This window comes from Sorangium sp. So ce1504 (genome assembly GCF_051521635.1).
GTDB classification, from domain to species: Bacteria; Myxococcota_A; Polyangia; order Polyangiales; family Polyangiaceae; genus Sorangium; species Sorangium cellulosum_B.
On record NZ_CP150365.1, the window covers coordinates 12,200,853 to 12,224,357 of the forward strand.

18 protein-coding genes are annotated in these 23,505 nt (G+C 69.3%); 10 read left to right on the forward strand and 8 right to left on the reverse strand.

Annotated features, from left to right (window positions below):
* The first annotated feature begins 366 nt into the window (after nt 1–366).
* Together WMF39_RS45985 and WMF39_RS45990 are read left to right on the forward strand one after the other, a co-directional pair.
* Nucleotides 367–1,164, forward strand: a complete 798-nt coding sequence (locus tag WMF39_RS45985) for a hypothetical protein (protein WP_437742761.1) — start codon at nt 367–369, stop codon at nt 1,162–1,164.
* 774 nt (nt 1,165–1,938) lie between these two features.
* The gene (locus WMF39_RS45990; protein WP_437742762.1) at nt 1,939–2,643 is read left to right on the forward strand and encodes a hypothetical protein; all 705 of its coding nucleotides are present in this window, start codon (nt 1,939–1,941) and stop codon (nt 2,641–2,643) included.
* A gap of 342 nt (nt 2,644–2,985) precedes the next feature.
* Here the strand turns inward: WMF39_RS45990 and WMF39_RS45995 are convergent, their stop codons facing one another.
* The 4 genes from WMF39_RS45995 to WMF39_RS46010 all read right to left on the reverse strand — a co-directional run bounded on the left by WMF39_RS45995 (nt 2,986) and on the right by WMF39_RS46010 (nt 8,780).
* Entirely contained in the window at nt 2,986–3,117 is a 132-nt protein-coding gene (locus WMF39_RS45995) for a hypothetical protein (RefSeq protein WP_437742763.1), read from the reverse strand.
* Between the two features lie 175 nt (nt 3,118–3,292).
* Nucleotides 3,293–6,652, reverse strand: coding sequence for a DUF7452 domain-containing protein (locus WMF39_RS46000; RefSeq protein WP_437742764.1), 3,360 nt, complete (start codon nt 6,650–6,652; stop codon nt 3,293–3,295).
* A gap of 11 nt (nt 6,653–6,663) precedes the next feature.
* Nucleotides 6,664–8,106, reverse strand: a complete 1,443-nt coding sequence (locus tag WMF39_RS46005; RefSeq protein WP_437742765.1) for a DUF1501 domain-containing protein — start codon at nt 8,104–8,106, stop codon at nt 6,664–6,666.
* Nucleotides 8,107–8,666: 560 nt separating this feature from the next.
* Nucleotides 8,667–8,780, reverse strand: a complete 114-nt coding sequence (locus WMF39_RS46010; protein WP_437748122.1) for a hypothetical protein — start codon at nt 8,778–8,780, stop codon at nt 8,667–8,669.
* A gap of 379 nt (nt 8,781–9,159) precedes the next feature.
* Here WMF39_RS46010 and WMF39_RS46015 point away from each other — a divergent pair, with 379 nt between their 5' ends.
* Nucleotides 9,160–10,332 carry a 2-isopropylmalate synthase gene (locus tag WMF39_RS46015; protein WP_437742766.1) on the forward strand — a complete coding sequence of 391 codons (1,173 nt, stop codon included), beginning with the start codon at nt 9,160–9,162 and terminating at the stop codon, nt 10,330–10,332.
* Here WMF39_RS46015 and WMF39_RS46020 read toward each other — a convergent pair.
* A complete protein-coding gene (locus tag WMF39_RS46020; protein ID WP_437742767.1) occupies nt 10,316–10,645 on the reverse strand; it encodes a hypothetical protein in 330 nt (109 codons plus the stop codon). The genes WMF39_RS46015 and WMF39_RS46020 overlap by 17 nt on opposite strands.
* Nucleotides 10,646–10,742: 97 nt before the next feature.
* Between WMF39_RS46020 and WMF39_RS46025 the strand changes: the two genes are divergently transcribed.
* Nucleotides 10,743–10,916 carry a hypothetical protein gene (locus tag WMF39_RS46025; protein WP_437547347.1) on the forward strand — a complete coding sequence of 58 codons (174 nt, stop codon included), beginning with the start codon at nt 10,743–10,745 and terminating at the stop codon, nt 10,914–10,916.
* Nucleotides 10,917–11,100: 184 nt separating this feature from the next.
* On the opposite strand, the gene WMF39_RS46030 is transcribed toward WMF39_RS46025, so the two are convergent.
* Nucleotides 11,101–12,585 carry an eCIS core domain-containing protein gene (locus WMF39_RS46030; protein ID WP_437742768.1) on the reverse strand — a complete coding sequence of 495 codons (1,485 nt, stop codon included), beginning with the start codon at nt 12,583–12,585 and terminating at the stop codon, nt 11,101–11,103.
* A gap of 310 nt (nt 12,586–12,895) precedes the next feature.
* On the opposite strand from WMF39_RS46030, the gene WMF39_RS46035 reads away from it, so the two are divergent.
* Complete coding sequence (locus tag WMF39_RS46035) at nt 12,896–13,063, forward strand: hypothetical protein (protein ID WP_437742769.1); 168 nt, start codon at nt 12,896–12,898, stop codon at nt 13,061–13,063.
* 89 nt (nt 13,064–13,152) lie between these two features.
* On the opposite strand, the gene WMF39_RS46040 is transcribed toward WMF39_RS46035, so the two are convergent.
* Both WMF39_RS46040 and WMF39_RS46045 read right to left on the reverse strand, forming a co-directional pair.
* On the reverse strand, nt 13,153–13,722 hold the full coding sequence (locus WMF39_RS46040; protein ID WP_437742770.1) for an RNA polymerase sigma factor: 570 nt from the start codon (nt 13,720–13,722) through the stop codon (nt 13,153–13,155).
* 108 nt (nt 13,723–13,830) lie between these two features.
* Nucleotides 13,831–14,925: a sigma-70 family RNA polymerase sigma factor gene (locus WMF39_RS46045; protein ID WP_437742771.1), complete on the reverse strand. Its 1,095-nt coding sequence runs from the start codon at nt 14,923–14,925 to the stop codon at nt 13,831–13,833.
* 216 nt (nt 14,926–15,141) lie between these two features.
* Here WMF39_RS46045 and WMF39_RS46050 point away from each other — a divergent pair, with 216 nt between their 5' ends.
* The 5 genes from WMF39_RS46050 to WMF39_RS46070 all read left to right on the forward strand — a co-directional run bounded on the left by WMF39_RS46050 (nt 15,142) and on the right by WMF39_RS46070 (nt 23,505).
* Nucleotides 15,142–16,218 (forward strand): hypothetical protein, encoded by a 1,077-nt coding sequence (locus WMF39_RS46050; RefSeq protein ID WP_437742772.1) that lies wholly within the window; start codon nt 15,142–15,144, stop codon nt 16,216–16,218.
* Nucleotides 16,215–17,885, forward strand: a complete 1,671-nt coding sequence (locus WMF39_RS46055; protein WP_437742773.1) for a hypothetical protein — start codon at nt 16,215–16,217, stop codon at nt 17,883–17,885. The genes WMF39_RS46050 and WMF39_RS46055 overlap by 4 nt, the downstream gene beginning before the upstream one ends.
* Before the next feature lie 2,284 nt (nt 17,886–20,169).
* Nucleotides 20,170–21,354: a PAS domain S-box protein gene (locus tag WMF39_RS46060; protein ID WP_437742774.1), complete on the forward strand. Its 1,185-nt coding sequence runs from the start codon at nt 20,170–20,172 to the stop codon at nt 21,352–21,354.
* Between the two features lie 223 nt (nt 21,355–21,577).
* Entirely contained in the window at nt 21,578–21,787 is a 210-nt protein-coding gene (locus WMF39_RS46065) for a hypothetical protein (RefSeq protein WP_437742775.1), read from the forward strand.
* Nucleotides 21,788–22,164: 377 nt separating this feature from the next.
* A complete protein-coding gene (locus tag WMF39_RS46070; protein ID WP_437742776.1) occupies nt 22,165–23,505 on the forward strand; it encodes a PAS domain S-box protein in 1,341 nt (446 codons plus the stop codon).

The following is a 23,505-nucleotide window of genomic DNA, read 5'->3' on the forward strand; positions in this document are numbered from 1 at the left end:
CGCGCGCGGACGATGTCGCGACCGCGAACCCTACACAGAAGCGCGCCCGACGTGCAAGGTCGTCGATTGCGTCGCACGACGCCGTCGCGTGACGCCTCCGTGGTGGTACCCTGGCCGAGCGAGGAGCCGACGCCCATGGACGGGGAACACGAGTCTGAGCTCGCGCGGCACCGTCGTCCGCGAGGTGGGGCCCGGCATTCATCGATGTAGGCCCGTTGTCCCAGCTCGCCTTCTACGTTAACGTGATCTCCGCGCTGTCACGTTCACCGGGAACCAGGAGAGCGTCTCGCTCCGGGCGGCATCGCACCCGAAGCGGTGGCATCGAACGATGCCCGATGCTCGCCAACACCGCAGGATCATCCGCACGTGAAATGCCTTCGCTGTCAAGCAGCCCTCGACTTCTCCAAGACGCACTGCGCCGCCTGCGGGGCGCCGGTCGACGCCGACTGCGACGGCGTGCCCGACGTCTTCGCGAAGGCGATCGAGGACAAGGCGCACGCCCTCCTCGCGACGGAGAAGCAGCGCAAGGCGGAAGCCGCACGCGAGGCGTTCCGCGTCCAAGCCGATGCGGCGGAGGCCGCGGCGCGGCGCGCCGATGAAGCACAGCTCGCGTACCTCCGCGGCAGGCGCGACGCGAGCCTCAGCACCGTTCCCAGGCTGTGGTACGCGAGTTCCGGCATGCTCGTCCAGTTCGCCCTTGTCGCCGTGCTGATCGGCGGGTGTATGTTGCCCTTGGGCCTGGAGACCATGATCGGCCGCTCGATCGTGGCGGCGCACGTCTTCTGTCCGAGCGTGTGCCGTGGGTGCCGCGGCCCGGGGCGAGTCGTCGCATGGCGCGAGTCGGGCACCTGGTATGAGGCGGATGTTTCGGCAGAGATCTGTCACAACCGCGCTGTCGACATCGACCGCCTCACGTGGAACGACATTACCGATCGTGAAGACAAGGATCTTGCGCCCTACCGCCTCACCCGCTGGGCGAGCGTGCTGATGGATTTCGGGCTCGTATTCCTCCCCTTGCTCCTCGTTGGCCCGTTCGTCGCGGCGCCCCGCCGCCGGCGCCAGATCGAGCGCGAGTGCTCCTGGTGGGAGGTCGAGATCGACGCGCTCGAGCGTAAGCTCCACCGTGGCGGCACGCGGAGCCCAGGCGACTCACCGTATCGATGAGCGCCGCGGGCGCGGCTGGACATTCGCGCCGCGCGAACGCGTCTCGACAGGCCCGACTCTGGGCGACCAATGACCGACTCTTTGCCCCAGCGCCATGTCGGGCAGGTCGATGTTGGATACGACGCCTGACGCGCGCGGCGGCGGAGAGCTCTGCGATCGCCCCTTTGCCCTCGTCGAGCCGGCGCGCGACGGCTGCGTGATAGTGGTCGATTGGGCGCGGTGATCCTGGCTCCTCGCAGGCTCAGGGCAGGCGCACGACGGCGGCCGCGTCGGCCGCGTCGTCCTCGGCGATCGCGAGCACGCCCTGAGAGGTCGGTCCCGCCGCGACTCCTGCGCTGCCGAGCTCCGAGCGTTCGTTGCGGATTCGCGCATGCTGGCATCGAGCATTTCCAGCAGCGGCGTGTGTCGGCGTCTCAACACCCGCCCCAGGTCCGCCGGTCGGGACTTTACGCTGGTGATCGAGCGCCGTCCGATGAAGTGCGTGCTGGCCCCCCCCGAACGGTGGTACCCTCGCCGAGCAAGGAGCCGACGCCGATGGACGGGGAACCCGAGTCTGAGGTCGTGCGCCAGTTTCGAAGCCTGGCAGGCGCCCTGGAGGGCTCGAATGAGTTTCACATCAGCGCGCGCGGCTGTCCGCTCCGCGTGACGTACTCGCCGGGATCTGTGTCGAGTCTCACGCTGAGCGCGCCGTACCCATCCCGTAGGGCAGCGCCCGCGCACGGTCCGCATTCCGCTTACCGCGATCCGGCTGGCACACTCGTCGCCATCCGCCCGATGAAGATCAAGCTGCGGCGCGAGACGGACGAGGACAGGGCCGCAAGATCTCGCGGCGTCGCGTGTGAAGCACAGACAGGCGATCCGCTGTTCGACGACGAGGTTTACATCGACTCGCCGAGCGACGAACAGACCGTGCTTCGGACGCTCGCGTCGCCCGAGCTGCGCGCCGGCGTGCGCGCCCTCCTGGCCGAGGGCGTCGAGCACGTGATCCTCGACGACAAAGACGGAGAGATCTCGGCGCTGCTCCTTCACTTCACACGGGCTCCACACGATGCCCACCGCGCTAGCCGGATGCTGGACGCGTTCGTCGGCGTCGCCCTCAACGCGCCCTGCGTTATCACGTCATCGGAACAAAGGCCGGCTGACACGGAGCGTGCGCTCCTGATCACCGGCGGAATCCTCTGCGGTGTCCTGGGCACTCTCGGAATCGCAGCATATTCTCTGGCGGCAGGCCAACGCTGCGAGTTCGACAGCAACCCCGAGGCCAGCGTGCTGTTCTCACTGGACGGCTGCTTCACGCCGGCTGCGCTGGGCCTCACGGTAGGGTACCTCCCCGGGTTCCTGCTCGGCGCTGCAGTCTCGAGGCGCTTCCGCGGGCGATCGGATTCGCACGACCGGGCAAGATCGGCGCACGCGCTGACCTTGATCCTCTCTGTTCAGCTCGCGATCTGGCTCTTCGCGGCATTGCTCTGGCTGCGGTAATCCGTGGCCGATCTGGCCCTCCTCGTCGGATCCCCAGCAGTACAGCGTCCGGACCCAGCGCCGCTGGGCTGCCGCGCAAGGGGTTGCCGCGCCCGATCACGGAGCGCGGCGGAGCGCGCCGCGCTGCCAGACGTACCGGACGCGGGTGTCGCAGATACGCCGGTAGGTGGCACGCGCGCGCTGCCAGGAGGCGCTGTTCCAGCCGGAGGCGCCCGGGAAGGGCTTGTTCGCGGCGATCGAGGGGTGGTCGCACGCGGAGGTCGTCCTGTTAGCTGTCTCCTCGAATCGGACCGCGTCCCCCTCGACGCGGCACGACGAGGGTGGGCGAGGCGACGGCCCGTTTCAAAACAGGGAGTCCTGCGAGAAATGCTGCGGAAGGGTCACGACGAAGGGACTGGGCATGGCCACGTAGCCACCGAAGATCGCGAACTCCGGGAGGAGCACGGCGTTGCCGATGCGCCTCGGCACGCGCACGTGCGGAGTATGTCACGTACGGGGCCGCGTCTTCTTTTTTCTCGCTTGGCCAGGCGCCCGGCCTAGACGAAGGCGTCGAGCGCCGCGTCGCCCGCGGCGGCTCCGCGGGCGCGGCGCGCTTCCCTGGCGCCGCGCGGGGCGGGCCCGGGAGCCCGCCCCGCCGCGAAGGCGGACCTCAGTAACCGCGGTGCACGTTGAAGGCCAGGTCGTCTGCGACGGTGGTGCCGTCGAGGTTGACGATCGTCCACTTCGCGAGCGTCGTGTTGTAGCGCAGGACGCTCCATTTCGTATGGTACTTGATCACCCCGTCCGGCGCTCGGTTGACATGCGTGAAGAACAGGCGCGCGTCAGGCACGCCGTTCGTGTTCGGATCGTCGATGACGAGGGCGCTGCCGCTCCGCGTCGCCGCGCTCGATACCACGGTGTGGTATCCGCCCAGCTTCACCGCGAACGATGCCCCCATCGGCAGCGCGGCGAGGTCCTCGTTGTAGATGGCCCACCGCTGGATACCCACGTTGTAATAGACCCCCACCGGATGGTTGTTGTAGACGCCCGGCGCCCCCTGCGGGTTGTAGATGTGGCTCACCTGAGGGGCGACGTGGGGGCGCCCGTTCAGCGACGGATGATCAATGTACGTGAAGTTGCCCCCGACGTTGCCGGCCGCGACCTGGTGCACGAACACGCTGTTGCTCGGCGACATGGCGCGGACGGCGAACCGCGCGCCCGCCGGCATCACGGTGAGGTCCTCGTTGTACACGGCCCATTTCTGCTGGGACGCGCTGTACCAGGCGCCCACGAAATGGTTGTTGGTGGTGATCGTGCCCTCGAGGGGCGACACGAGGACGATGCGGTTCGGCTTCCCGTTGAGCTCCGGATGATCGATGAAGCTCGAGTTGCCCGACGGCGACGTGACCTCGTGGATGAGCGAGACCGAACCCGGCTCTTCGTTGCGGGCGGCGTCGCGCATCGCCCTGCTGACGTTCATCGCCGCGGGCAGATCGATGGTGGTCGGCGTCATCTCCACGGGGTCGGGCAGCCCCTCGGGCCCCGTGGCCATGAAGAGCCACGTGGTCTGGTTCGGGATGTTGGGCATGCCGCCCGTGGGGCTCTTGAACACCTCCCCGCTCGGGGTGACGAGCTGGAACGTGTCTCCCGGCCAGAGCTCCAGGCTGTCGCCGACCTGGAGCGACTTGCCGACAATGGCCGTCTCGATCTGCGAGCTCGCGCGGACGATCCGCGCCTGCCCGCTCACCCCCACGATCTGCGCGTCCTTGGCCCAGGCCAGGAACACCCCGCCCCGCGCCGGCTGCATGGGTATCGAGCGGACGTGCGTCGCTCGCGGATCGATGGGCGGCGGACGTGTCGTGTACCAGTCTCCTGGGAACGCGCACGTGAGGCACGGCCACGGCCACGGCGGTCGGAACCGGATCTTGTCGATGTAAATGCAGCCGCCCTTCGGGCAGATGACCGACCAGTCGATGGCCGGAGGGAACGACTCGTTCGCGCAGTTGACCGAGATGCCGTCGAACGTGTTTGCCTGGTCGAGCCAGCTCTCGCAAGCGTCGCTGGGCGTGTCCGTCACCAGCGCGCCGCCGGGCCCCATGTCACCCACCTGGAGCTGAGGCGGTGAATCGAAGTCCGTCGCCGCGGCGCCGAGGCCGTGCGGGACGCCCTCCAGCATGAACTGCGGGGTCTTGACGAACACCTCGCAGAGATCCCTGAGGGCCTCGTTGCCGTCCGACGCCGTCGGGTACGCCGTGGTGAACGTCGTGGTCAGCGCCTTGCCCAGGAACGTCGCGAGCGCGGTCGCCTCGGCGGCGTCGGTCGAGAGGCCTCGTCCGAGGAGCCGGAAGCGCAGCGCCTCGACCGCGCCGCGCACCGTGACGCCGCCTGTCCTGGCGCGATCCGAGAGCGCGTCGATCCAGTCGCGGGTGAGCGCCGGCGGCCGTTCGCAGCGGCCGCCGGAGGCCTCCCACCCGAGCATGGAGAACTGCGACGAGGTCGGGCTGGCCAGGCTGAGGCGCGAGAGGTGGAGCCCCATCGCGGCCGCGTCGGAGCGGGTCGGGTACGTTGTCGCCGCGGGGAAGTGGGTGACCGGCAGGTTCCAGCCGAGCGCCGACGCCTTCATCCGGAAGAGCAGGTCAGCGGAGCGGCGATGAACGGCGTCGCCCACGTAATCGTTGGTCGGAGCGTCGATGAACGGCTCGAAGACCTTGGGCATGTTCTCCACGGAGGCCGGCGTGCGGTTGAAATACGGCGACGTGACGATCTCCGTGAGCAGTCCCTTGAGAGACCAGTCCCGCCCGACGACGTGGTGCTCGGCGAGGTTCCAGAGCCTCTTCTGTTCGTCGGTGTTGCGAGATACGAAGTTGGCGATGGTGAGGGGCGCGCCGAAGATCTCCCTCCAGATGTCGTTGGCGAAGGCGGCCGCGAGCCAGTACGCGCCGAGCGTGCGCCCCTCGTTCGCGAACCCCGAGCCCGTGTCGAGCGCGCCTGTCTTGTACGACTCGCGCAGCGCGAGGTAGCCCTCCTTCAGCCGGTCGTCGAGCGACCACACGGTCGCGTTGTCCTCGGGGGGGAGCAGGAGGCCGGACCCGTTCGTCGCGGCGGCCGACGTGTCGCTCGCGAAACCGCCGCACGCCGCCTTGCTCCAGCCCGCGAACGGGGCGATCGAGCCGCTCGTGTAGCGAAACGACTCTATCCAGTCGGCGTCCATCGGCGGGCTCGTCCACGGATCGAGCGCGGAGAAGACGCGGCGCTCCTGCCCTGCCGCCCAGCTGTATCCTGGCGTGAACTTCGACGGCGAACAGGAAAATTCCGACCGGTGGCAGTTCAGGCAGGTCATGGATTTGTTCGAATAGACCTGCGTGAAATGCTCCGCGACCTGGCGCTGGCCGATCACCGCGTCCTCGCCGGCGTTGCCCGAGTTACGGATCAGCGCGAAGACGAACCCGCGGTACGCCGGGAAGACGTTGTCGATGAGGAGGGAGCCGCGCACGACGTCGGCCATGTTGTACGTGCCTGGTGAGGCCGGCGCGTTGGGCTCGCCCGCGACGGACAGCGCCGGGTCGGCGCCGGCGCGGTCCGTATGGAGGACGATCTTCGCCGCGGTCTTCCTGGCGGCGTCCGTGGGCAAGAGCGGCTGGGAGAAGCAGTCTGCCTGGCTGTGATCCCCCTCGCGGTCCACGCGCAGGCGATCGAGCAGCACGCCCGTCCAGCGGTCGACGAAGGCCGGCTCGTTCATGAGCGCCTCGGCGAGGCGGGCGCGGCCGACGCGCGCGGTCATCACCGTGAGGAACTTGAGCTCGCCGAAGCTGCGGACGGGCCTCCCGAGGAGCGCCGGGACGACCTGCTCGACCCAGGCCGCGTCCCCGGCGTCCTCCCCTCCAGGGGGAGTGGGATCCGGCGCGAGCGCCGATTGACCCACGCCGAGCGGAGACTCCAGCGTGTCGGACCCGCTGCACGCCGCGAGCAAGCTGCCGGCGAGCAGCCAGGCGGCTCGGCGCCGCCTCGATGAGATGGTCTTCGGGTTCATGGTGTCTCCTCTCACGCCTGAAAAAACGGTGCCTCGTAGGGAGGCCCCGGCGGCAGCTCGCCGACCGCGAAGTTGTCCGTGACGTGCGGATCGATGCCTGCGGCCGTCAGGGCCACGCACGCGAGGTTGGCGGCCGTGTAGCTGCCGAGGGGGGCCCCGGTCATCCAATCGAAGCTGCCGATCCGCCTGGGCTCCCCCGAGACCGTGGGCTGGATCGGACCGCCGAGCAGCACGACCACGTAGCCTCGACCGTAGTGGTTGCGGCCAGCGGGCTGGTCCGGCTCGATGGTGCGACCGAACTCCGTGTTGAGGATGATCAGCGTGTCGTTGATGCTGATGCGTTCCGATTCCGGCGTCGTCGAGCTCGTCACCCGGCTCAGCTCCTTCAGGAGGTTGTACAGGTTGCCGAACGTCACGCCCGCGGTGTGCCCGTGCCCGTCGTACGCCGCCGCGGTGTCGGTGCCGATCCCGACGTCGACCATGCCCACGTAGCGCGTGCCCTTCGTGTTGAAGAGCCACGCCGCCATGTCGAGGCTCGCCTTCGTGGTGTTGAGCGGTGATCCCACGGCGGGTCCGGGGCTGGGGGAGTTCGTCGAGCAATGCACTGCCGTGGGACCCTCGGTGCGGAGGCTCGAGTTGAACACCGGCACGAGGTCCGGGCTCCCGGGCAAGCTGTCGAGCGCGGCCGCGTAGGCGTCGAACCCGCGCGACCGGGATCCGTCGAGGCCGGCCTCGTAGAGACCGGCATAAACTTGATTCAGCGCGTCGCTCCCCGGAACGACGTTGCTCCGCGCTGCCCAGGCTGCCATGTCGCTCGCGGCGGCGCTCATGGGGACGATCACGGGCCGCGTCGCGGAGCCGTGCATGCCGACCGCGAGCCACGCGTCGAACGCGGAGGCATCCCCGGGGAAGAAGCGCGAGCTCGGGGGCATGAGGACGTAGGAGGTGTGCTGTTCGGGGTAGCGGCGCTTCATCGCCGCGCCGAGGCTGGCCGCGCGGCTATCGCCGAAGCGCCGCCCGGTGAGGGCATACGGGATCGCCACGGGGTGCGCGGTGAACTCGTGCGTCATCGTGACGACGCGCGTGCGGGCGAGGAGGTCGGGTCGACTCCAGAGCGGGGACGTCGCGGGGCTCCACAGCATCCCCCCCTTGGTCTGGGAGTTCGTTCCGTTCCCTGAGCCGCCGCAGCCGGAGATCGACGTCTCATTGAACGCGTCGAGCAGGCCACCAGAATACACCTCGCCGCGCTGCTCGACGTGGAACGTTTCCCATGGAGAGAGCCCTCCGTAGAGGAAGATTTCGAGGATCTTCTTCGGGCCGCCCCACGTGGCCACGTTAGGATAAGGGGCCCACTCCTCTCCTGAAGGGCCATCGGCCCAGGCAGGTTCACGCGGCAATGCCGCCGCGGCGGCGAGCGCTCCGGCGCCCGTCAACAACTTCCGTCGAGTGATCATTGGGTGCTCCTCCTGGTTCACGACAGGACGCGTGAATGGAAGCTCGGCGTTCGGCTTCCGGCGCGGCCGAGGTGTCTCGCCGCGAAGCTGCAGGCGCGCTCGCGAGCTCCGGCTCGCCGGCGCATCGGCGCATCAGTGCACCCTGTGTGCCATCCCCGAGGTGGCCGTCGCCCTGCCAGGGTCCTTGTGCAGGCTTCGCGAAGGCGGCTGTCGCGCAGCGTGGGCGGCGTGCGCTTGGCGGCGCCGGGGGCGCGGTCGCAGCGGCGCTGGCGTGACATGTCACGATCGATCCGTGACATGTCACGATCGATTCGTAACATGTCACGGTCGATCCGTGACATGTCACGCTGCGCGCGGAGACAAGGGCTCACCCGGCGCGAGGACGGGCCGTGGACCGGCCCTCCGCGAGCTCCAGTCAACTTCGGGAGGAGCGTGCGGAGAGGGCTGCTGCGCGGCGGCTCGCCGCCCAGGCGAGGCGCGCGCCGTCAGCGGAGCTCGAGGCGCGGCGCCACGACGGGCGCCGCGCCCGACAAGGCGCCTGTCACGAGCGCCGCTCTCGCTCAGGGCTCGAACTTGACCGTGACCGGCGAAGGCTGGTCGCTGGCCCCTTGGCCCACGCCGAGCTGCCCGTCGGCGTTCTCGCCCCAGCAGAGGATCTCGCCGGTCGCCTTCAGCGCGCACGTGTGCTGGTAGCCCCCCGGCGAGCTGCGCCACGCCGTCGATGGGCACGTCGACCGGCGGCGTGGACAGCATCCCGTCGCCGTTGCCCAGGTAAGTGTCCCGGAGCAGCAAGTTGCTCCTTGGTCAGCTTTTTACGCTGCCGCTCTCCGCGCGGAAAGCCGCTCCCGCCGGCGGGCGCGGTGGTCCGGTCCTGCGGGTGTGGGCGCCTGGCGCGGGCTCGATGCACTCGCGGCGCGGGGCGCGGCGCTCGCCGAGCGCTGCTGGGACCTGCTCCGGCGGCCGACATGAAGTAACCTTTCCCCCAGCGCGGATCGACGCGGTGCGCCGCGCCCGCGCCACGCCGAGAGCCCCCTTCGAGATGAGATGCAGCGCATGAGCGCCGACGGCCGGGATCCCGGCGCCGCGGCCCCCTTCGACTGGAACCGCGCAGAGCCCGCGCCGGGGGAGCGCCCGCCGCGCCCCGGTGAGCTGCTGTCGCCCCCCGGCTTCGGCGGGCAGCTGTCGCCCCCCGGCACCGGCGGGCTGCGGCCGCCCCGCGGTGGCCTGCAGCCGCCCCGCGGTGGCCTTCAGCCGCCCCCTGGCGGCCTGGTGGCCGACGCGTGGGGCGCCGCGCGCGCCGAGGGCGAGGCGTGGCTGCCCTTCGACCGGGGAGCCCGGCCCGTCGAGGTGCTCGACGAGACGCTGCGCGACGGCATCCAGGGCGTCTCCACGGTGAACCCGCCGCGCGCGCGCAAGATCGAGCTCCTCCACGCGATGGCGAGCGTCGGCGTCGACGTCGTGAACCTCGGCATCCCGGCGGCCGGGCCGCGGCAGTTCGACGACGCGTGCCTGCTCGTCCGGGAGATCGTCGCGTCCCGCCTGCCGCTCGGCCTGACCGCGGCCGCGCGCACCCTGGCCGCGGACGTCGAGGAGGTCGCCCGCGTGGCCGAGCGCGCCGGGGCGCCGATCATGGTCTACGCGTTCATCGGCAGCTCGCCGATCCGGCACTTCGTCGAGGGGTGGGGGCCTGACTTCCTGGCCCGCAGCGTGGACGAGGCCGGGCGGGCGGCCGCGGCGGCCGGCCTGCCCTTCTGCCTCGTCGCGGAGGACGCGACCCGCTCGCCGCCCGACATGCTCCGCACGCTCTTCCGCGCCGCCGTCGACGCCGGCGCGGCGCGCCTCTGCCTTTGCGACACGACCGGCCATGTCACCCCGCCGGGGGTCGAGGCGCTCGTCGCGTTCGCCCGGCGGGAGCTGGGCGCGCTGGGGGCGACCGGGATCGAGCTCGACTGGCACGGCCACAACGATCGCGGGCTCGGCCTCGCGGCCGCGCTCTGGGCGGTGGCGAGCGGCGTCGAGCGGGTCCACGCCACGGCGCTGGGCGTCGGGGAGCGGACGGGCAACACCTGCCTGGAGCTGCTCGTCGACAACCTCGGCCGCCTGGGCGCGCGCCCCCCGGTGCCGCGCGAGCGCCTCGCCGCGTACTGCGCGGCCGCGTCGCGCGCGCTCGCCTGGCCCGTCGCGCCGGACCATCCGATCGCGGGGGCGCTCACCCGCCGGGGGTGACGTTGCCCCCGCCGACGCGCGCCAGGGCGGCGCGGACGATGGGCGCAGCGGGCGCGACGGCGTCCGCGAGCTCGCCGACGCGGCCCGCCGCGCGCTCGGCGCGGGCCCAGGCCGACGAGAAGCCGAGCGTGCCGGGCGGATGGGCCTCGGCGAGGGCGATCGCTTGCCGGAGGTCGTCGCCGACCGCGGCGATGGCGTGGAGATCTGCCACGCTCGCCCCGCGGGTACGCGCCTCGGCGTAGAGCGCGCGCACGATGCCGAGCAGGTCGCGGGCGGCCTCCAGCGGGAAGGGGTCGTGGCGGATCGAGAGCACGCTGGCCGCAGATCAGGGGGGCCGGGCGGGGGCGTCAAGCGGTGGGTCGAGCGGTCGTGCGTGTGATGCGGTTTGAAAATTGCAGTGGAAGGCCGTCATGAACGACGACAAGGATGAGCTCGCGAAGACGGACATTCCCGGCGACGACGAGGATGCCCCGCTCCCGCCGAACCCGGGGGATCCGGGGCCGGAGCAGCCGGAGCCGCCGTCGCCCGATCCGACGGAGGACCCGCGCTTCCCGCCGCTGGGCGACTTCCCGCGCGGGGTTTGAGGCGAGGTGAGGGCTGCGCTTGGTCGCGTGAGATACGCGGGGCGACGCGTCTGTCGGTGATCATCGTGTCCCGCGTCGGGTCGGTGAAGGACCACCGCGTGCGCCGCCGCGGCGGACGGCTTTCCGCAGTGCGCCCGTGGCCGGCGCCAAGCGGCGACGCCGGCCGGCGGGACTCGCGGCCCGGCTACGGGAGATCCACGATGTGCACCTCCGTGGAATTCGTGCCCGTCGCGTTCTTCTTGATGGCGAACAGATCCCTCTGGGCCGCGATCGCGAAGGCGAAGTTGCTCCCGGTCGGGTGGAGCACCGTGCCAGTCTGGAGAGTGAACTCCTGGTAGTTGCTGGCGGCGGCCAGCACGTGGACCTCGGTCGTGTTGGTCCCTCCGCCTTCCTTCTTAATCGCGAAGACATCTCGGTTCGCGGCGAGGGCGAAGGCCCAGTTGTCGTCTGTGGGGTGGAGCCTCGTCCCGGTTTGCAGGCTGAACTGCTGGTAGTTGCTCGCGGCGGAGAGGACGTGCACCTCGGTGGAGTTCGTTCCGGTTGCCTGCTTCTTGATGACGAAGACGTCGCGGTTCGGGGCGACGGCGAAGGCCCAGTTGCGGTCCGTGGGGTGCAGCGCCGTCCCGGTTTGCAGGCTGAACTGCTGGTAGTTGCTCGCGGCGGAGAGGACGTGCACCTCGGTCGTGCCCGTCCCGGTTCCCTGCTTCTTGATTGCGAAGATGTCGCGGTTCGGCGCGATGGCGAACGCAAAGGTGTCGTCGGTGGGGTGCAGCGCCGTGCCGGTCTGGAGGATGAACTGCTGGTAGTTGCTCGCGGCGGAGAGGACGTGCACCTCGGTCGTACCCGTCCCAGTTCCCTGCTTCTTGATCGCGAACAGATCCTGGTTGGGGGCCAGGAGGAAGTCGAAATCCACGTGGGTCTCGTGCAGGACGGTCCCCGTCTGCAGCAAGAACCTCGTGGTCGGAGCCGGGATGGGCGTGAGCGGAGGTCCGCCGGCGACCTTCTGGCAGATGCCGGGGCCGATCGTGCTCGCCTTCTGGATGGCCTCGGCCTCGAGCCCTAGCCGGTCGTGAGCCTCCTCGGAGCTGAAGGAGCCGGTCTGTGCCAGGCGCGCGATGATGGCGGGGAGGTCGGCGGCCACTTGGGAGATGTACTTGACCATGAACTGGACATGTCCGCCGAGGACGCGATATTGCTCGCAGTGCTGGAGCTCGTGGATCAGCCACTTGATGTCTCCACAGTCGTTCAGATCGATGGACCGCGGGAAGTAGATGTGGCGCTCGACCGTGATGGCCTGCCCATGGATCGTGTTGATGTTCTCGGCGTAGTAGACGTTCCCGAGGTCCACGCCGTAGTGCGGCTGCAGCCATCCGCGCAGCGGCTCGGGGATTGCCTTAAGCTTCCCGCTCGCCTGGACCTCGAGGAACTGGAAGTAGCTGGCGATCAAGGCGGCCGCCGCCGGCGACAGTCCCGCCGCGACCGAAGCGATGGCGAGATCGGCGAACCACTGAAACAACTCGGGTGGGTTCTTGAGAGGGAATAGCAGGTGGGGGACGACAGGGCCGATGACGGGATCCTGGAACACGTCACGGGCGACGTTCTTCAGCCTGTCCAGCACCGGGTTGATCGCCGATCCCGTCACCCTCGCGATGTGATCCCAGAACGCCATGGTTGCCCCCTACGGCTTGCCGGGCGAGCCCGCGCCGCCTGGCTCCGATAGCCGGGGCCGGCGAGCACCCCGCATCCTGATCCAAATATCGAGCGAGCCACGCCCCGGTCAATCGGCGCCGCCGCCGTCCGGGGAGGCATTACCGGCGCCGGGGCCATTCTTCAGCGGGCAGCGTGATGTTGTTCAAGAATCACGATCGGTCATTTAGATGCGGAGTCGTGGCATCGCGACACCGGGCTGCTCGTCGGGTCCGCCGCGGCGTGGGCGTGCGCCCTGCCACGGTCCCCGAACCGCGGCCGCGCTGTGGGCCGTGGCGTGTGGCGTCGAGCGGGTCCACGCCACGGCGCTCGGCGTCGGCGAGCGGGTGGTCAACAGCTGCCTCGAGCTGCTCATCGACAACTTCGGCCGCCTCGGCGCGCGCCCCCCGGTGCCGCGCGAGCGCCTCGCCGCGTACTGCGCGGCCGCGTCGCGCTGTTGACGCTCAGGCTGGCTGATGGTCCGCCGAGGAGTCCGACTGATGGCCATCGCGGGCGTGCGCGGCGACGGCGCGCTACGTCCACACCTCGTTCAGCGGAGGAGCCTCCGTAACTGCTTTCGCCCACGGCGCAGCCGCTTGTTCGTCGTGCCTGGATGCGCACCAAGCTCTGCTGCGATCTCCTCAGCGGTATTGCCCACGGCGGTGCCCGCGAACACGGCACGGATCTCGGGCTTGAGCCGCTCCAGGCAACGAAGCGCCATCCGGGCCTCGATCTGGCCGAAGGGCGAGGGTACATGCCTCGCTATCCCTGGAGCCGCGAACGCCGCAAGCTCCCTGTGCCACCGGTGCAGGCGTTCCCGATAATGGAAGACATGGTGCCAACTAACAGCGAAGAGCCAGCTCTGTAGAGCCTTCTTCGGCGGCACCTCCGGACGGGGCCGAAATCCTCCGCCTTCGACGCTGCGCCAGGCGGACAGGAAGATCTCCTGCATCACATCGGGCTGGTCGCGAGCGGGCACGCCGAACTGGCGCAACACCGCATGGATCATCCTCGAGTGGCGCATGATGGCCTCGAAGGGAACGTGCACTGCCGGGGGCGCACCCATCTCGACTCGACGGGACGTGCGCCTATGCTCCGCCACAGCTTCCTTGCGTGTCATGGACCTGCTCATTCTCCTGGCCCGGCGCAGGGCGGATCTCGGCCTGACGTCGCTCAAGAACCCCGCCGCCTCCACCGCTGGCTATCTGTCTCCAGGGCCGCCGCGGATTCAGCGAAGTTGCAGCAGCAGCGCCTCGCGCTCCCGGGCCAGCTGACCCCGAGGGAACTCCATGGCGTGCATGTCGAGCAGGCGTCGCGCCTCGACGTCAGCCCTGGCGTTGTAGGCTTCGATGGCCTTGCGCGCCTGGAGGATCAGGTCCTTCTCGCGCTCGCTCGCGACCGTGCGTACGGCGCGGACGGGCGGCGAGGAACGCGCAGCTGTTGCGGCCGGTGAAGCAGGCTTGCCGTTCATCGCGACCGGTGCATTCTCGCCGGGTGCTGGGATGCCGCCCTGCACCAGGGGCGAGGCCGTGGCGACCGCGCGGCGTGCGTCTGGCTCGTCGAGGGGCGGCGCGGTGTGCTGCTGCGGGGGCGTGGCCGCACCCGCGTGGATCGCTGCCGGCCGTAACCGCGGGGTCGTACTGGCCGAGCTTGACGAGCGTGGAGCTGTTGCGACGACGGCGCCTGCCAGCACGACGAGCGCCGCCTGCGCGAAGACCTTCGCCCCGACCTTCTGCAGGTGCAGCGCGGTCGTCCACCGCGGGCGACGGAACAGGCCGAACGCCACCGGAACGCAGGGCACCTTGTCCCAGCCCCGGAATTCTTGCTGCGCCATCCAGCGCCGCTTCGCCTCGTCCAGCTGCTCGCGTGCCCTGCGGTGCTGGCTCCTCACGGTGTCCAGCTTGAGCCCCAGCTCGGCGAGCGACCTCTCCTCGAGCTCGTGCTCGACCAAGAGGTCGTGGTACTTGGGGTCGACCTGCTCGATCAGGTCGCGCATGACGGCTTCCCGCTCCTGCCTCCGGAGCAAGGCTTCCGGGCTCGGTTGGTCCCCTCGGAAGTCGTGCTCGTCGAACGGGGTCAGGATCTCACCCCGACGGCTCGCGTCCCGTAGGTGCCTGCGGGCGAGGTTCAGAGCGATGGTGACCGAGTACGGCGCTGGATCCACGCCCGTCTCGAGCCGCCCTCTCGCCTCCCAGTCCCGTAGAAGCGCTTCCTGCGCGAGGTCCTCGGCGTGTCGCGCGGGGACACCGAGCCGCCTGATGAGGCGGCGGAAGCGCTCGAAGTGGGGGGGAGTTCGTGCTGGCTTGCCCACAGCTGGTAGCACCCCTGAGCTGGCCGGAAGGGTTCAAGAAAGAGAAGGGTCGGTCAACTTTGGTAGGATAATGTACGCTTTGTGATGTGCGTACCTGGGCAACTCCACTGCGCGGAGGGGCGACGGGCGCCTTTGCGTCGTCGGGCCGATCTTTGCCTGGCAAAACGTTCTTTCCCTTCGAATTTGTCGCCGTTGACGCCGCGCGCCGGGCGTAAGTACGTTCCGCGCATGCGTGACGTTGCGCCTTCGTTGTTATTCTGCCTGATGCTTGGCGCCGCTGGTGTCTACACGAGCCCCGCCAGCGCCGAGGACATCTATTCGACGCTGGAGCGAAGCGGCAGCTCGACGGTGAAGGACCATGTACGCCGTGCGCAGAGAGCCCGTGACGCAGGTCGGTGGACCGAGGCATACGCGGCCTACAATGCGGCGCTCGATGCGACAGACCCGGCGTCGAACACGGAGAAGGAGCGCGCGGAGATCGCCGGAGAGCTCGGCCTTTGTGAGCTCGAGCTGCGCAAGTACCGTGATGCTGCCGAGCATCTCGCCTGGAGTCTCGAGCAGCGCAACGTCCTGCCCCTTGAACTACAGCTGCGGTTCGAGGCCGGGCAGCGCAAGGCAGCGTCGCATGTCGCGACCCTCTACCTGTCTGTCGACCCGCCGGACGCGGAGGTGCTCATCGACGGCAAGCCCATCAGCGCGCCTGCGCGGACCTACAGGCTATTCCTGGAGCCCGGTCAGCACATGGTGCGGGCCAGGTTGGCGGGCCATGAGGAGGCGTTCGCGTCGTTCGACGCGCAGGCCGGGAAGCCGACGACCATCTCGCTGCAGGTACCGCGCGCCGCAGCGCCGGGCACCCCTGCGAAGGGAACCTCAACCAAGAGCTCCGCGCGAGGAGCGCAGGCGTCGTCCGTGGCGCCATCCACCACCGCGTCGACGCTGCGCATCGGCGGCGCGGTGGTGGCGGGGGCAACCATGGCAGCCGGCGGCGGGTTGCTGATCTGGAGTGCCTACACCGAGGACGATCTCCACGATCGAGCTACCGCGCTGCGTGGCGCAGACGAGGACGCGAGCCGATGTGCCCGCCCGAGCGCACCGCGCGCGTGCTCGGAGCTGCGCGACCTGCAAGAGAAGCGCGATCTCCTGACGAAAGCCGGATGGGTGACCCTGGCGTCGGGAGGCGCGATCGGTGCGCTGACGCTCGTGTCTCTGCTCGTGGACCGAACCTCACCGTCCAGCGATGGGGTGCGTGTGGTACCCACGGTGAGCGGGCAGCGCATGGGGCTTATGATGGCGGGTGTGTGGTGACGAACGTGGAGCTTCGGAGCATGGATACCTCATCGAAAGGTCGACGCCGGGTGGCTGTGGCCACCTTGGTGCCTATCGCGCTCGGGTTCGGAATCGCTTCTCTCGTGTACGGGTGTTCCTCCGGTCACGAGGATCCCATCTGTGTCGACGACCCCACGGTGAAGCCTCCGCAAGATGGGTGCGGCCTATTCGTCAGCGCAAGTCTCGGCGACGACGCGAATCCAGGAACGCGCGCGAAGCCGCTGAAGACACTGAGCAAGGCCCTCGAGCTCGTGGAGGCGGGCAGTCACCCCCACCATGTCTACGCTTGCGCTGAAACCTTCGACGAACGTATCTGGTTCTACGACACCAGCATCTGGGGCGGGTTCGACTGCACGAACGGCTGGCAGCACCTCGGTGCCGATGCGAAGACCGTCATCGCCCCGAAGCAGCCCGAGCGCGAAGTCGTGACGTTCGGAGGGCGGGGAATCACGCTCGCGAACCTGCGGATCGTGGCGCCCGATGGTAACGAGGTGGACCGAACAGAAGCGTGCTCGATCGGAATCGTCGCTGTGCGCGATGAGGCCGAGCTCAAGCTCGTTGCGAGCGAAGTCATCACAGGACGGGGCGCGATGCCGGGCGGCAACTCGATCGGGATCTATCTCTCCGCTGGCAGCGAGATCGAGGTGATCGACAGCCGCATCGTCGCAGGTGACGGAGCCGACGGTGAGCCCGGAGCTCCGGCGGAGGACGCAGCGGCGGCCGATGGGCGGCCTGGACACGCGGGAGCCGACGCGTGCACGGTCGATGACGTGCCTGCAACCCGAGAGGTCACGACGGAGTGTGACGACGAAACCTCGGTCAGCGGCCAAGGCGGTCCCGGTCTGCCCGATGAGGGCTTCAACGCAGGTTATGGGGAGCCGCTCCCCGACCCGAACCCGACGGGCGCCGGCACCGGGGGTGTTGGTCAGCAGGGAAGCATGGCGTGCACCGACGGCCAGCGCGGCCTCGACGGTGCCGCGGGGGTGCACGGTCAGGGGGCAAGGCTTCCTGGCGTTGTGGGATGGGTCCGCACGCTGGGCAAGGGGCAGGACGGGACGCTCGGACGCCCGGGTCAGGGCGGCGGCGGTGGTGGCGGTTCGCGCGGCGGTGCGACCGCCTGTGGCGCCGGGCCGGTCGGGGGGGCGTTCGGCGGCTCGGGTGGTTCCGGCGGTTGTGGCGGCAAGCAGGGAACAGGCGGTTTCTCCGGAGGAGTGAGCGCTGGCATCGTCACAAGAGGTTCGAAGGTCACCATCCGCGGATCGACCCTTCAGACCGGCCGCGGCGGTCGGGGCGGCGCGGGAGGGGCGGGACTGCCAGGAGGAAGCGGAGCTCCCGGCGGTGAGGGAGGCGGAGGCGTGCCCGGAGCGCTCGCGGGATGCCGCGGAGGCGACGGCGGCAACGGGGGGCCCGGCGGTGGCGCAGGCGGCGGGCTCGGCGGTCATTCGGTAGCCATCGCGTATCTGGAGACCGCGGAGGTTACGCGCGAGAACGTCCAGGCGACGTTTCTCCTTGGAACTGCTGGGGAGGGAGGGGACGGCGGCGATCCGAATGTCACGGAGAGCAAGGGCGACGATGGCGTGGCGGCCGAGTTCCTGCCGTTTGCGGCCATCGATCCGAACGACCCAGACTCTCATGAGCTGCAGTAGGGGGCGCCATGTGGGATGAGATGACGAGATGGGAATCGGGCTTCCGCGCGCTGGGTGCTCGGCCTTTGCTGTTCGGAGTCGCTTTGTTCAACGGGAGCGCGGCGCTCGGATGCGGTAGCGAATCGGGGGTGTGGGAACGTTGCGAGGAGACCCTCACATGCGCGCCGGTGGAGTCCTGCAACGCGGATCCCGGCAACGCCGATCGTCCGGTCGACTGCGAGGGCGTGTATGTGGCAGACAAAGGCGATGATGTTGGGCCTGGCACGCCGAATCTGCCGGTAAAAACGTTTGCGCGGGCGTTCGAGCTTGCCCGCGAGCGTGGCATGCGGGTGTACGCATGCGCCGACACATTCTCTGTCGAAGTCCGTGTGCCGGCAGGAATGGACGTGTGGGGAGGTCTCGACTGCCGCGGTCTGCCAAGTCATTGGCCGTTGCATCCACTCGGCGAGCTCACCACGATTGCGCCAGGTCCGAACCGGATTCCGCTCACCGTCGTGGACCAGGCGGCGGAGCCCTCGCCCGAGGCCGGCGTGATCACGACGCTGACGAGAATCCGTATGATCGCACAAGATGCCACCGTGCCGGGCGGCGCCTCCATTGCCATGCGCGCCCTGCCGGGAGTGACGGTACAGCTGCGCTTGAGCGAGGTCGTAGCCGGGGACGGTGCAGATGGAGCTCCTGGCGCGGATGGAGGCGTCGATGCAGCACAAGAGGGGGCACCAGGGAACCCGGGAGAGGTGGCGTGCTCTGCCGATACGGTGACGGGAGGGGCGCGAGTCACAACCTCGTGTGACGATGGCATCTCGTCGGGGGGGATGGGTGGTATCGGCACAAACGATGATGGTGGCGACGGGGAAAGTGGTTCCCCTCTGCCAATCACGAATCCGATGAGCCACGGTCTGGGTGGAGCTGGGCAAGCCATCCTGTCCTGCACAGAGGGGAGGGGCGGGCTGGCGGGGGATGACGGCGCGAACGGGAACGGCGCATCAGGGCCCGGTCGGGTCACAGACACGGGACTGGAAGGTGGCGCAGGCGAAGATGGTCAGGCAGGGAAGCACGGTTACGGGGGCGGCGGTGGAGGCGGCTCGCGTGGCGGTTCAGCGTACTGCGGCGCAGGAGCAGCACAGGGCGGAGCTTCTGGCGGTTCCGGCGGTGCTGGCGGCTGCGGCGGCGAGCCTGGGAGGGGCGGTGGCCCAGGCGGATCCAGCATCGGGATTCTGTCTTACCACGCCAGCGTCCGCGTAAGTAAAACCAGCGTCATCACGGGTCGTGGCGGAAACGGTGGACGGGGCGGGGATGGCCAGTACGGCGGCGTGGGTGGGTACGGTGGCACTGGCGGAGGCAACAGGGCCGGATCGCAGCCAGGCTGCCGTGGCGGCGATGGCGGGAAGGGCGGCAACGGGGGCCGGGGCGGTGGAGGCCACGGAGGACACTCACTCGCGGTGGCACATACCGTCGACCAAGGCCCTAACGTCGAACCCGACTCTCCGATCAAATTCGGCATCCCTGGTGACGGCGGGGGTGCCGGCGATCTGAACGCGAACTCGGGCAAGCCCGGTTCCGCAGCCGTCTCGATGGGCTTCCTCGATTAGAGGCGCGACGCTCTCAAGGCGCCGGCCCGGTATCGTGATCCGCCCCATCGCCGACCTCGGGGGCGAGCGCCTGGTCGCCGCTACCGTCCCGCCTGGCCTCGCGGCGGTGTGGCGAGGCGCCGTAGCGAGTCGGCGCGAGCTCGCCCGGCGGATCGTCGCTATCCCGCAGCACGGCGGTGCGGTGCCCAGAATGGCGCACAGGGAATGACAGCGCCACACGGGTGGCCTCCGAATCAGGCGTCTTCTGACCCTGTGCATGCGACGAGTGCACGATTGCGACGCTGGGCATCCGTCATACCGAGCCGCGCCACGCACGCGTCCGCTCCGTCGGAGACGCGCGCAGCCAAGCATTCGACGAAGCGCCGTGCCTCACAATAAATCAATGAGGGCAGCAAACGTCCTCGCTGTGACAGTATCGAGCAGCAAGCCATGCTGTCCCCACTGTGACGGTATTCCTGCTGAGATTGATGCTGTCTAAGGCGGCTCATCAGGTGTAACGTCGCTGGTGGAGGCGCGGTGTCCACCGCCGCCGCCTGACCTTTGCCAGCAGCCAGCATCGGGGGAAATCGATGGAACCTCACGAGACGGTTCTCCAATCGCACCATGGTGAGCTTGCCGCCCTGCGCGCTCGTGTGTCCAGGCTAGAGCAGATCGAGCGGGATCTGCGTGCCGAGCTCAGCCGTACGAACGCCGTGCTACAGGCAATTCCGTACCTGCTCTGCGTCCACGATCCGGTCGAGCAGCGAAAGCTCTACGAGAACCGCTCGCTGGCCGGCGAGCTCGGATATGCGGCGGACGAAGCGGGCCTCGCCGGCCTCGCCGGCCTCGATGCGTTCGTGACGCTCGCGCACCCCGACGACCAGACCCGGGCTCGCGAGCAGCTCGATCACGCGGGAGAAGGCCAGGCGAGCGACTCGGAGGAGCTCGCGTATCGGCTGCGCAAGGCCGACGGGTCGTGGTGCTGGGTCACGAGGCGCGAGATCGTCCTCGCGCGCGACGGCGCTGGCAAGCCGCGCCAGGTCATGAGTGTAGTCCAGGACATCACAGGTCGAAAGGACATGGAGGTGGAACAGCGCCGCCAGGCCGAAGAGCTCGGCGTCTCGAAGACGTTGATTGACAATGCGCTAGATGGCATCACATTGACGTCCATGAGCGGGCAGGTCGTCTACGCCAACACCGCCTTCAAGGCGATGAGCGGCTTCGGCGACGGCGCGGTCGGCTGCGGGCTGACCGACTTCTATGCTCCCGAGAGCTTCCGCCAGCTCTCCAACGAGGTCTTGCCAGCCCTGATGAAGGACGGCGCATGGCGCGGCGTCCTCAAGATCCGGCGCCCCGACGGGAGCGAGTGGATGGGGCAGACCAGCGCCTTCGTGGTCGTGGGCCCGGCGGGCGAGCCGACGGGCATGGCGGCGTTCTTCAGGGACATCACCGAGCAGCTCCGGTACGAGGAGGAGACGCTCGCCCAGATGCGGGTGATCCAGGCGCAGCAGGCGGCGCTCCGGGAGCTCGGCACGCCGCTCATCCCGATCGCCGACGGCGTGATCGCGATGCCCCTCATCGGAACGATCGACCGGGAGCGCGCGCAGCAGATCCTGGAGACGCTCCTGAACGCCCTCGGCGAGAAGCAAGCCGCGGTGGCGATACTCGATATCACCGGCGTGAAGGCCGTGGACGGAGAGGTGGCCGCCGCGCTGGTCCGCGTCGCGCAAGCGGCGAGGCTGCTCGGCGCCGACGTCGTATTGACCGGCGTCCGCCCCGTCGTCGCGCAGGCGCTCGTCGATCTTGGCACCGAGCTCAGAGGGCTCGTCACCTGCGGCACCCTGCAAAGTGGTATCGCCTACGCGCTGAAGCGCAAGGCACGCTCGATGACCGTCTGAGCTCCCACGCATCGTCCTCTGCAGTTCAACGGGTAGGTTCGATCATGCGCGCTCACGCGACACAGGCTCGTCTATCCCACGCACCAGGGGAGCTGCCGCGCGGGCTTTCCGCGCTCCATCTCGCCACGGATCGCCCACGCCCGCCCGCGCCTTCGCGCCTTCGCGATGTCGCGCGTCGGCGTCGCGAGAGCTGCCGCCTCGGCTCGCCCTGGAGCTCGACCGCGTGCGCCGGGGCTCGGGCGCGACGCGCTTCGTCACCCTGCTCTCTGCTTATGCGGCGCTGCTCTACCGCCATACCGTTCAGAGCGAGATCCTGATCGGGACGCCCTGGCCTCGCCGCGGCGGCCGGCGCGCGGCGCCAGCGCCTCGCTATCCGCTCGTCCTCCACGCTCGCCTCGACGAGGAGTCGCAGCACGGCGGCGCGGTGCGCTGAATGGCGCACAGGGAACGACTGCGTCACACGGATGGCTCTATGTATCAGGCGTCTTCTGACCATGTGCGCGCGACGAGCGCACGATTGCGACGTTGGTTATGCGGCACACCCAGCTTCGCCAGGCGCCCGCCCGCTCCGTCGAAGACGCGGGCAACCAAGCGATGGACCGCGCTCGACCGCGCAATCGATCGAGTAGCGCAGAAAACATCTTCACGGCGACGCGATGGATCGGCGAGCCATGCTGCCCGGACTGTGATGGTGCCCACGGGTAGATTGATGCTGTCCAAGGCAGCATTTCAGGTGTAACGTCGCTGGTGGAGGCGAGGTGCCCACCGCCACCGCCTGACCGCCGTCAGCAGTCCGCATGAGGGGTGATCATGGATCCTCACGACACGGTGCTTCAATCGCATCATGCCGAGCTAGCCGCCCTCCGCGCTCGTGTGTCCCGGCTCGAGCAGAACGAGCGGGATCTGCGCGACGAGCTGGGCCGCGCGAACGCGGTGCTGAAGGCGGTGCCGTACCTGCTGTCCGTCCACGATCCGGTCGAGCGGCGCATGCTGTACGAGAACCGCTCTCTGGCTGGTGAGCTCGGATACCCGACGGACGATGCGGACCTCGCGGGCCTCGACGCGTTCGTGGCGCTGGCGCACCCCGACGACCAGACCCGGGCTCGCGAGCAGCTCGATCACGCTGGGGATGGCGTCGAGAGCGCCGCGGCGGAGTTCGCGTATCGGCTGCGCAGGGCGGACGGGTCCTGGTGCTGGGTCACGCGGCGCGAGATCGTCCTCGCGCGCGACAGCGCTGGCGCGCCGCGCCAGGTCTTGAGCGTGAGCCAGGACATCACAGGTCGAAAGGACACGGAGGTGGAGCAGCGCCGCCAGGCCGAAGAGCTCGGTGTGTCCAAGAGGCTGATTGACAATGCACTCGATGGCATAACCCTCACGTCCATGAGCGGGCAGGTCGTCTATGCCAACCCCGCCTTCAAGGCGATGAGCGGCTTCGGCGACGGCGCGGTCGGCTGCGGACTGAACGACTTCTATTCACCCGAGAGCTTCCGCCAGCTCTCCAACGAGGTCTTGCCGATCCTGATGAAGGACGGCGCGTGGCGCGGCGTCCTCAAGGTCCGGCGCTCCGACGGGAGCGAGTGGATGGGGCAGACCAGCGCCTTCGTGGTCCTGGGCCCGGCGGGGGAGCCGACGGGCATGGCGGCGTTCTTCAGGGACATCACGGAGCAGCTCCGGTACGAGGAGGAGACGCTCGCCCAGATGCGGGTGATCCAGGCGCAGCAGGCGGCGCTCCGGGAGCTCGGCACGCCGCTCATCCCGATCGCCGACGGCGTGATCGCGATGCCCCTCATCGGGGCGATCGACCGGGAGCGCGCGCAGCAGATCCTGGAGACGCTCCTGAACGCGCTCGGCGAGCGGCGCGCGGCGGTGGCGATACTCGATATCACGGGCGTGAAGGCCGTGGACGGAGAGGTGGCCGCCGCGCTGATCCGCGTGGCGCAGGCGGCGAGGCTGCTCGGCGCCGACGTCGTATTGACCGGCGTCCGCCCCGTCGTCGCGCAGGCGCTCGTCGACCTGGGCACCGAGCTCCGAGGGCTCGTCACCTGCGGCACCCTGCAGAGCGGAATCGCCTATGCGCTGAAGCGCAGGGGCGCGCCCGATGACCGCCTGAGCACCAACGCGTCCTCCTTGGCAATACAACGTGAGGTGTGA

Excerpts from the sequence above, each read along its gene's own strand:
- WMF39_RS45990 (WP_437742762.1), top strand. The coding sequence starts at position 1,939 with ATGAAGATCAAGCTGCGGCGCGAGACGGACGAGGACAGGGCCGCAAGA.
- WMF39_RS46000 (WP_437742764.1), bottom strand. The coding sequence starts at position 6,652 with ATGAACCCGAAGACCATCTCATCGAGGCGGCGCCGAGCCGCCTGGCTG.
- WMF39_RS46005 (WP_437742765.1), bottom strand. The coding sequence starts at position 8,106 with ATGATCACTCGACGGAAGTTGTTGACGGGCGCCGGAGCGCTCGCCGCC.
- WMF39_RS46015 (WP_437742766.1), top strand. The coding sequence starts at position 9,160 with ATGAGCGCCGACGGCCGGGATCCCGGCGCCGCGGCCCCCTTCGACTGG.
- WMF39_RS46025 (WP_437547347.1), top strand. The coding sequence starts at position 10,743 with ATGAACGACGACAAGGATGAGCTCGCGAAGACGGACATTCCCGGCGAC.
- WMF39_RS46030 (WP_437742768.1), bottom strand. The coding sequence starts at position 12,585 with ATGGCGTTCTGGGATCACATCGCGAGGGTGACGGGATCGGCGATCAAC.
- WMF39_RS46040 (WP_437742770.1), bottom strand. The coding sequence starts at position 13,722 with ATGACACGCAAGGAAGCTGTGGCGGAGCATAGGCGCACGTCCCGTCGA.
- WMF39_RS46050 (WP_437742772.1), top strand. The coding sequence starts at position 15,142 with ATGCGTGACGTTGCGCCTTCGTTGTTATTCTGCCTGATGCTTGGCGCC.
- WMF39_RS46070 (WP_437742776.1), top strand. The coding sequence starts at position 22,165 with ATGGATCCTCACGACACGGTGCTTCAATCGCATCATGCCGAGCTAGCC.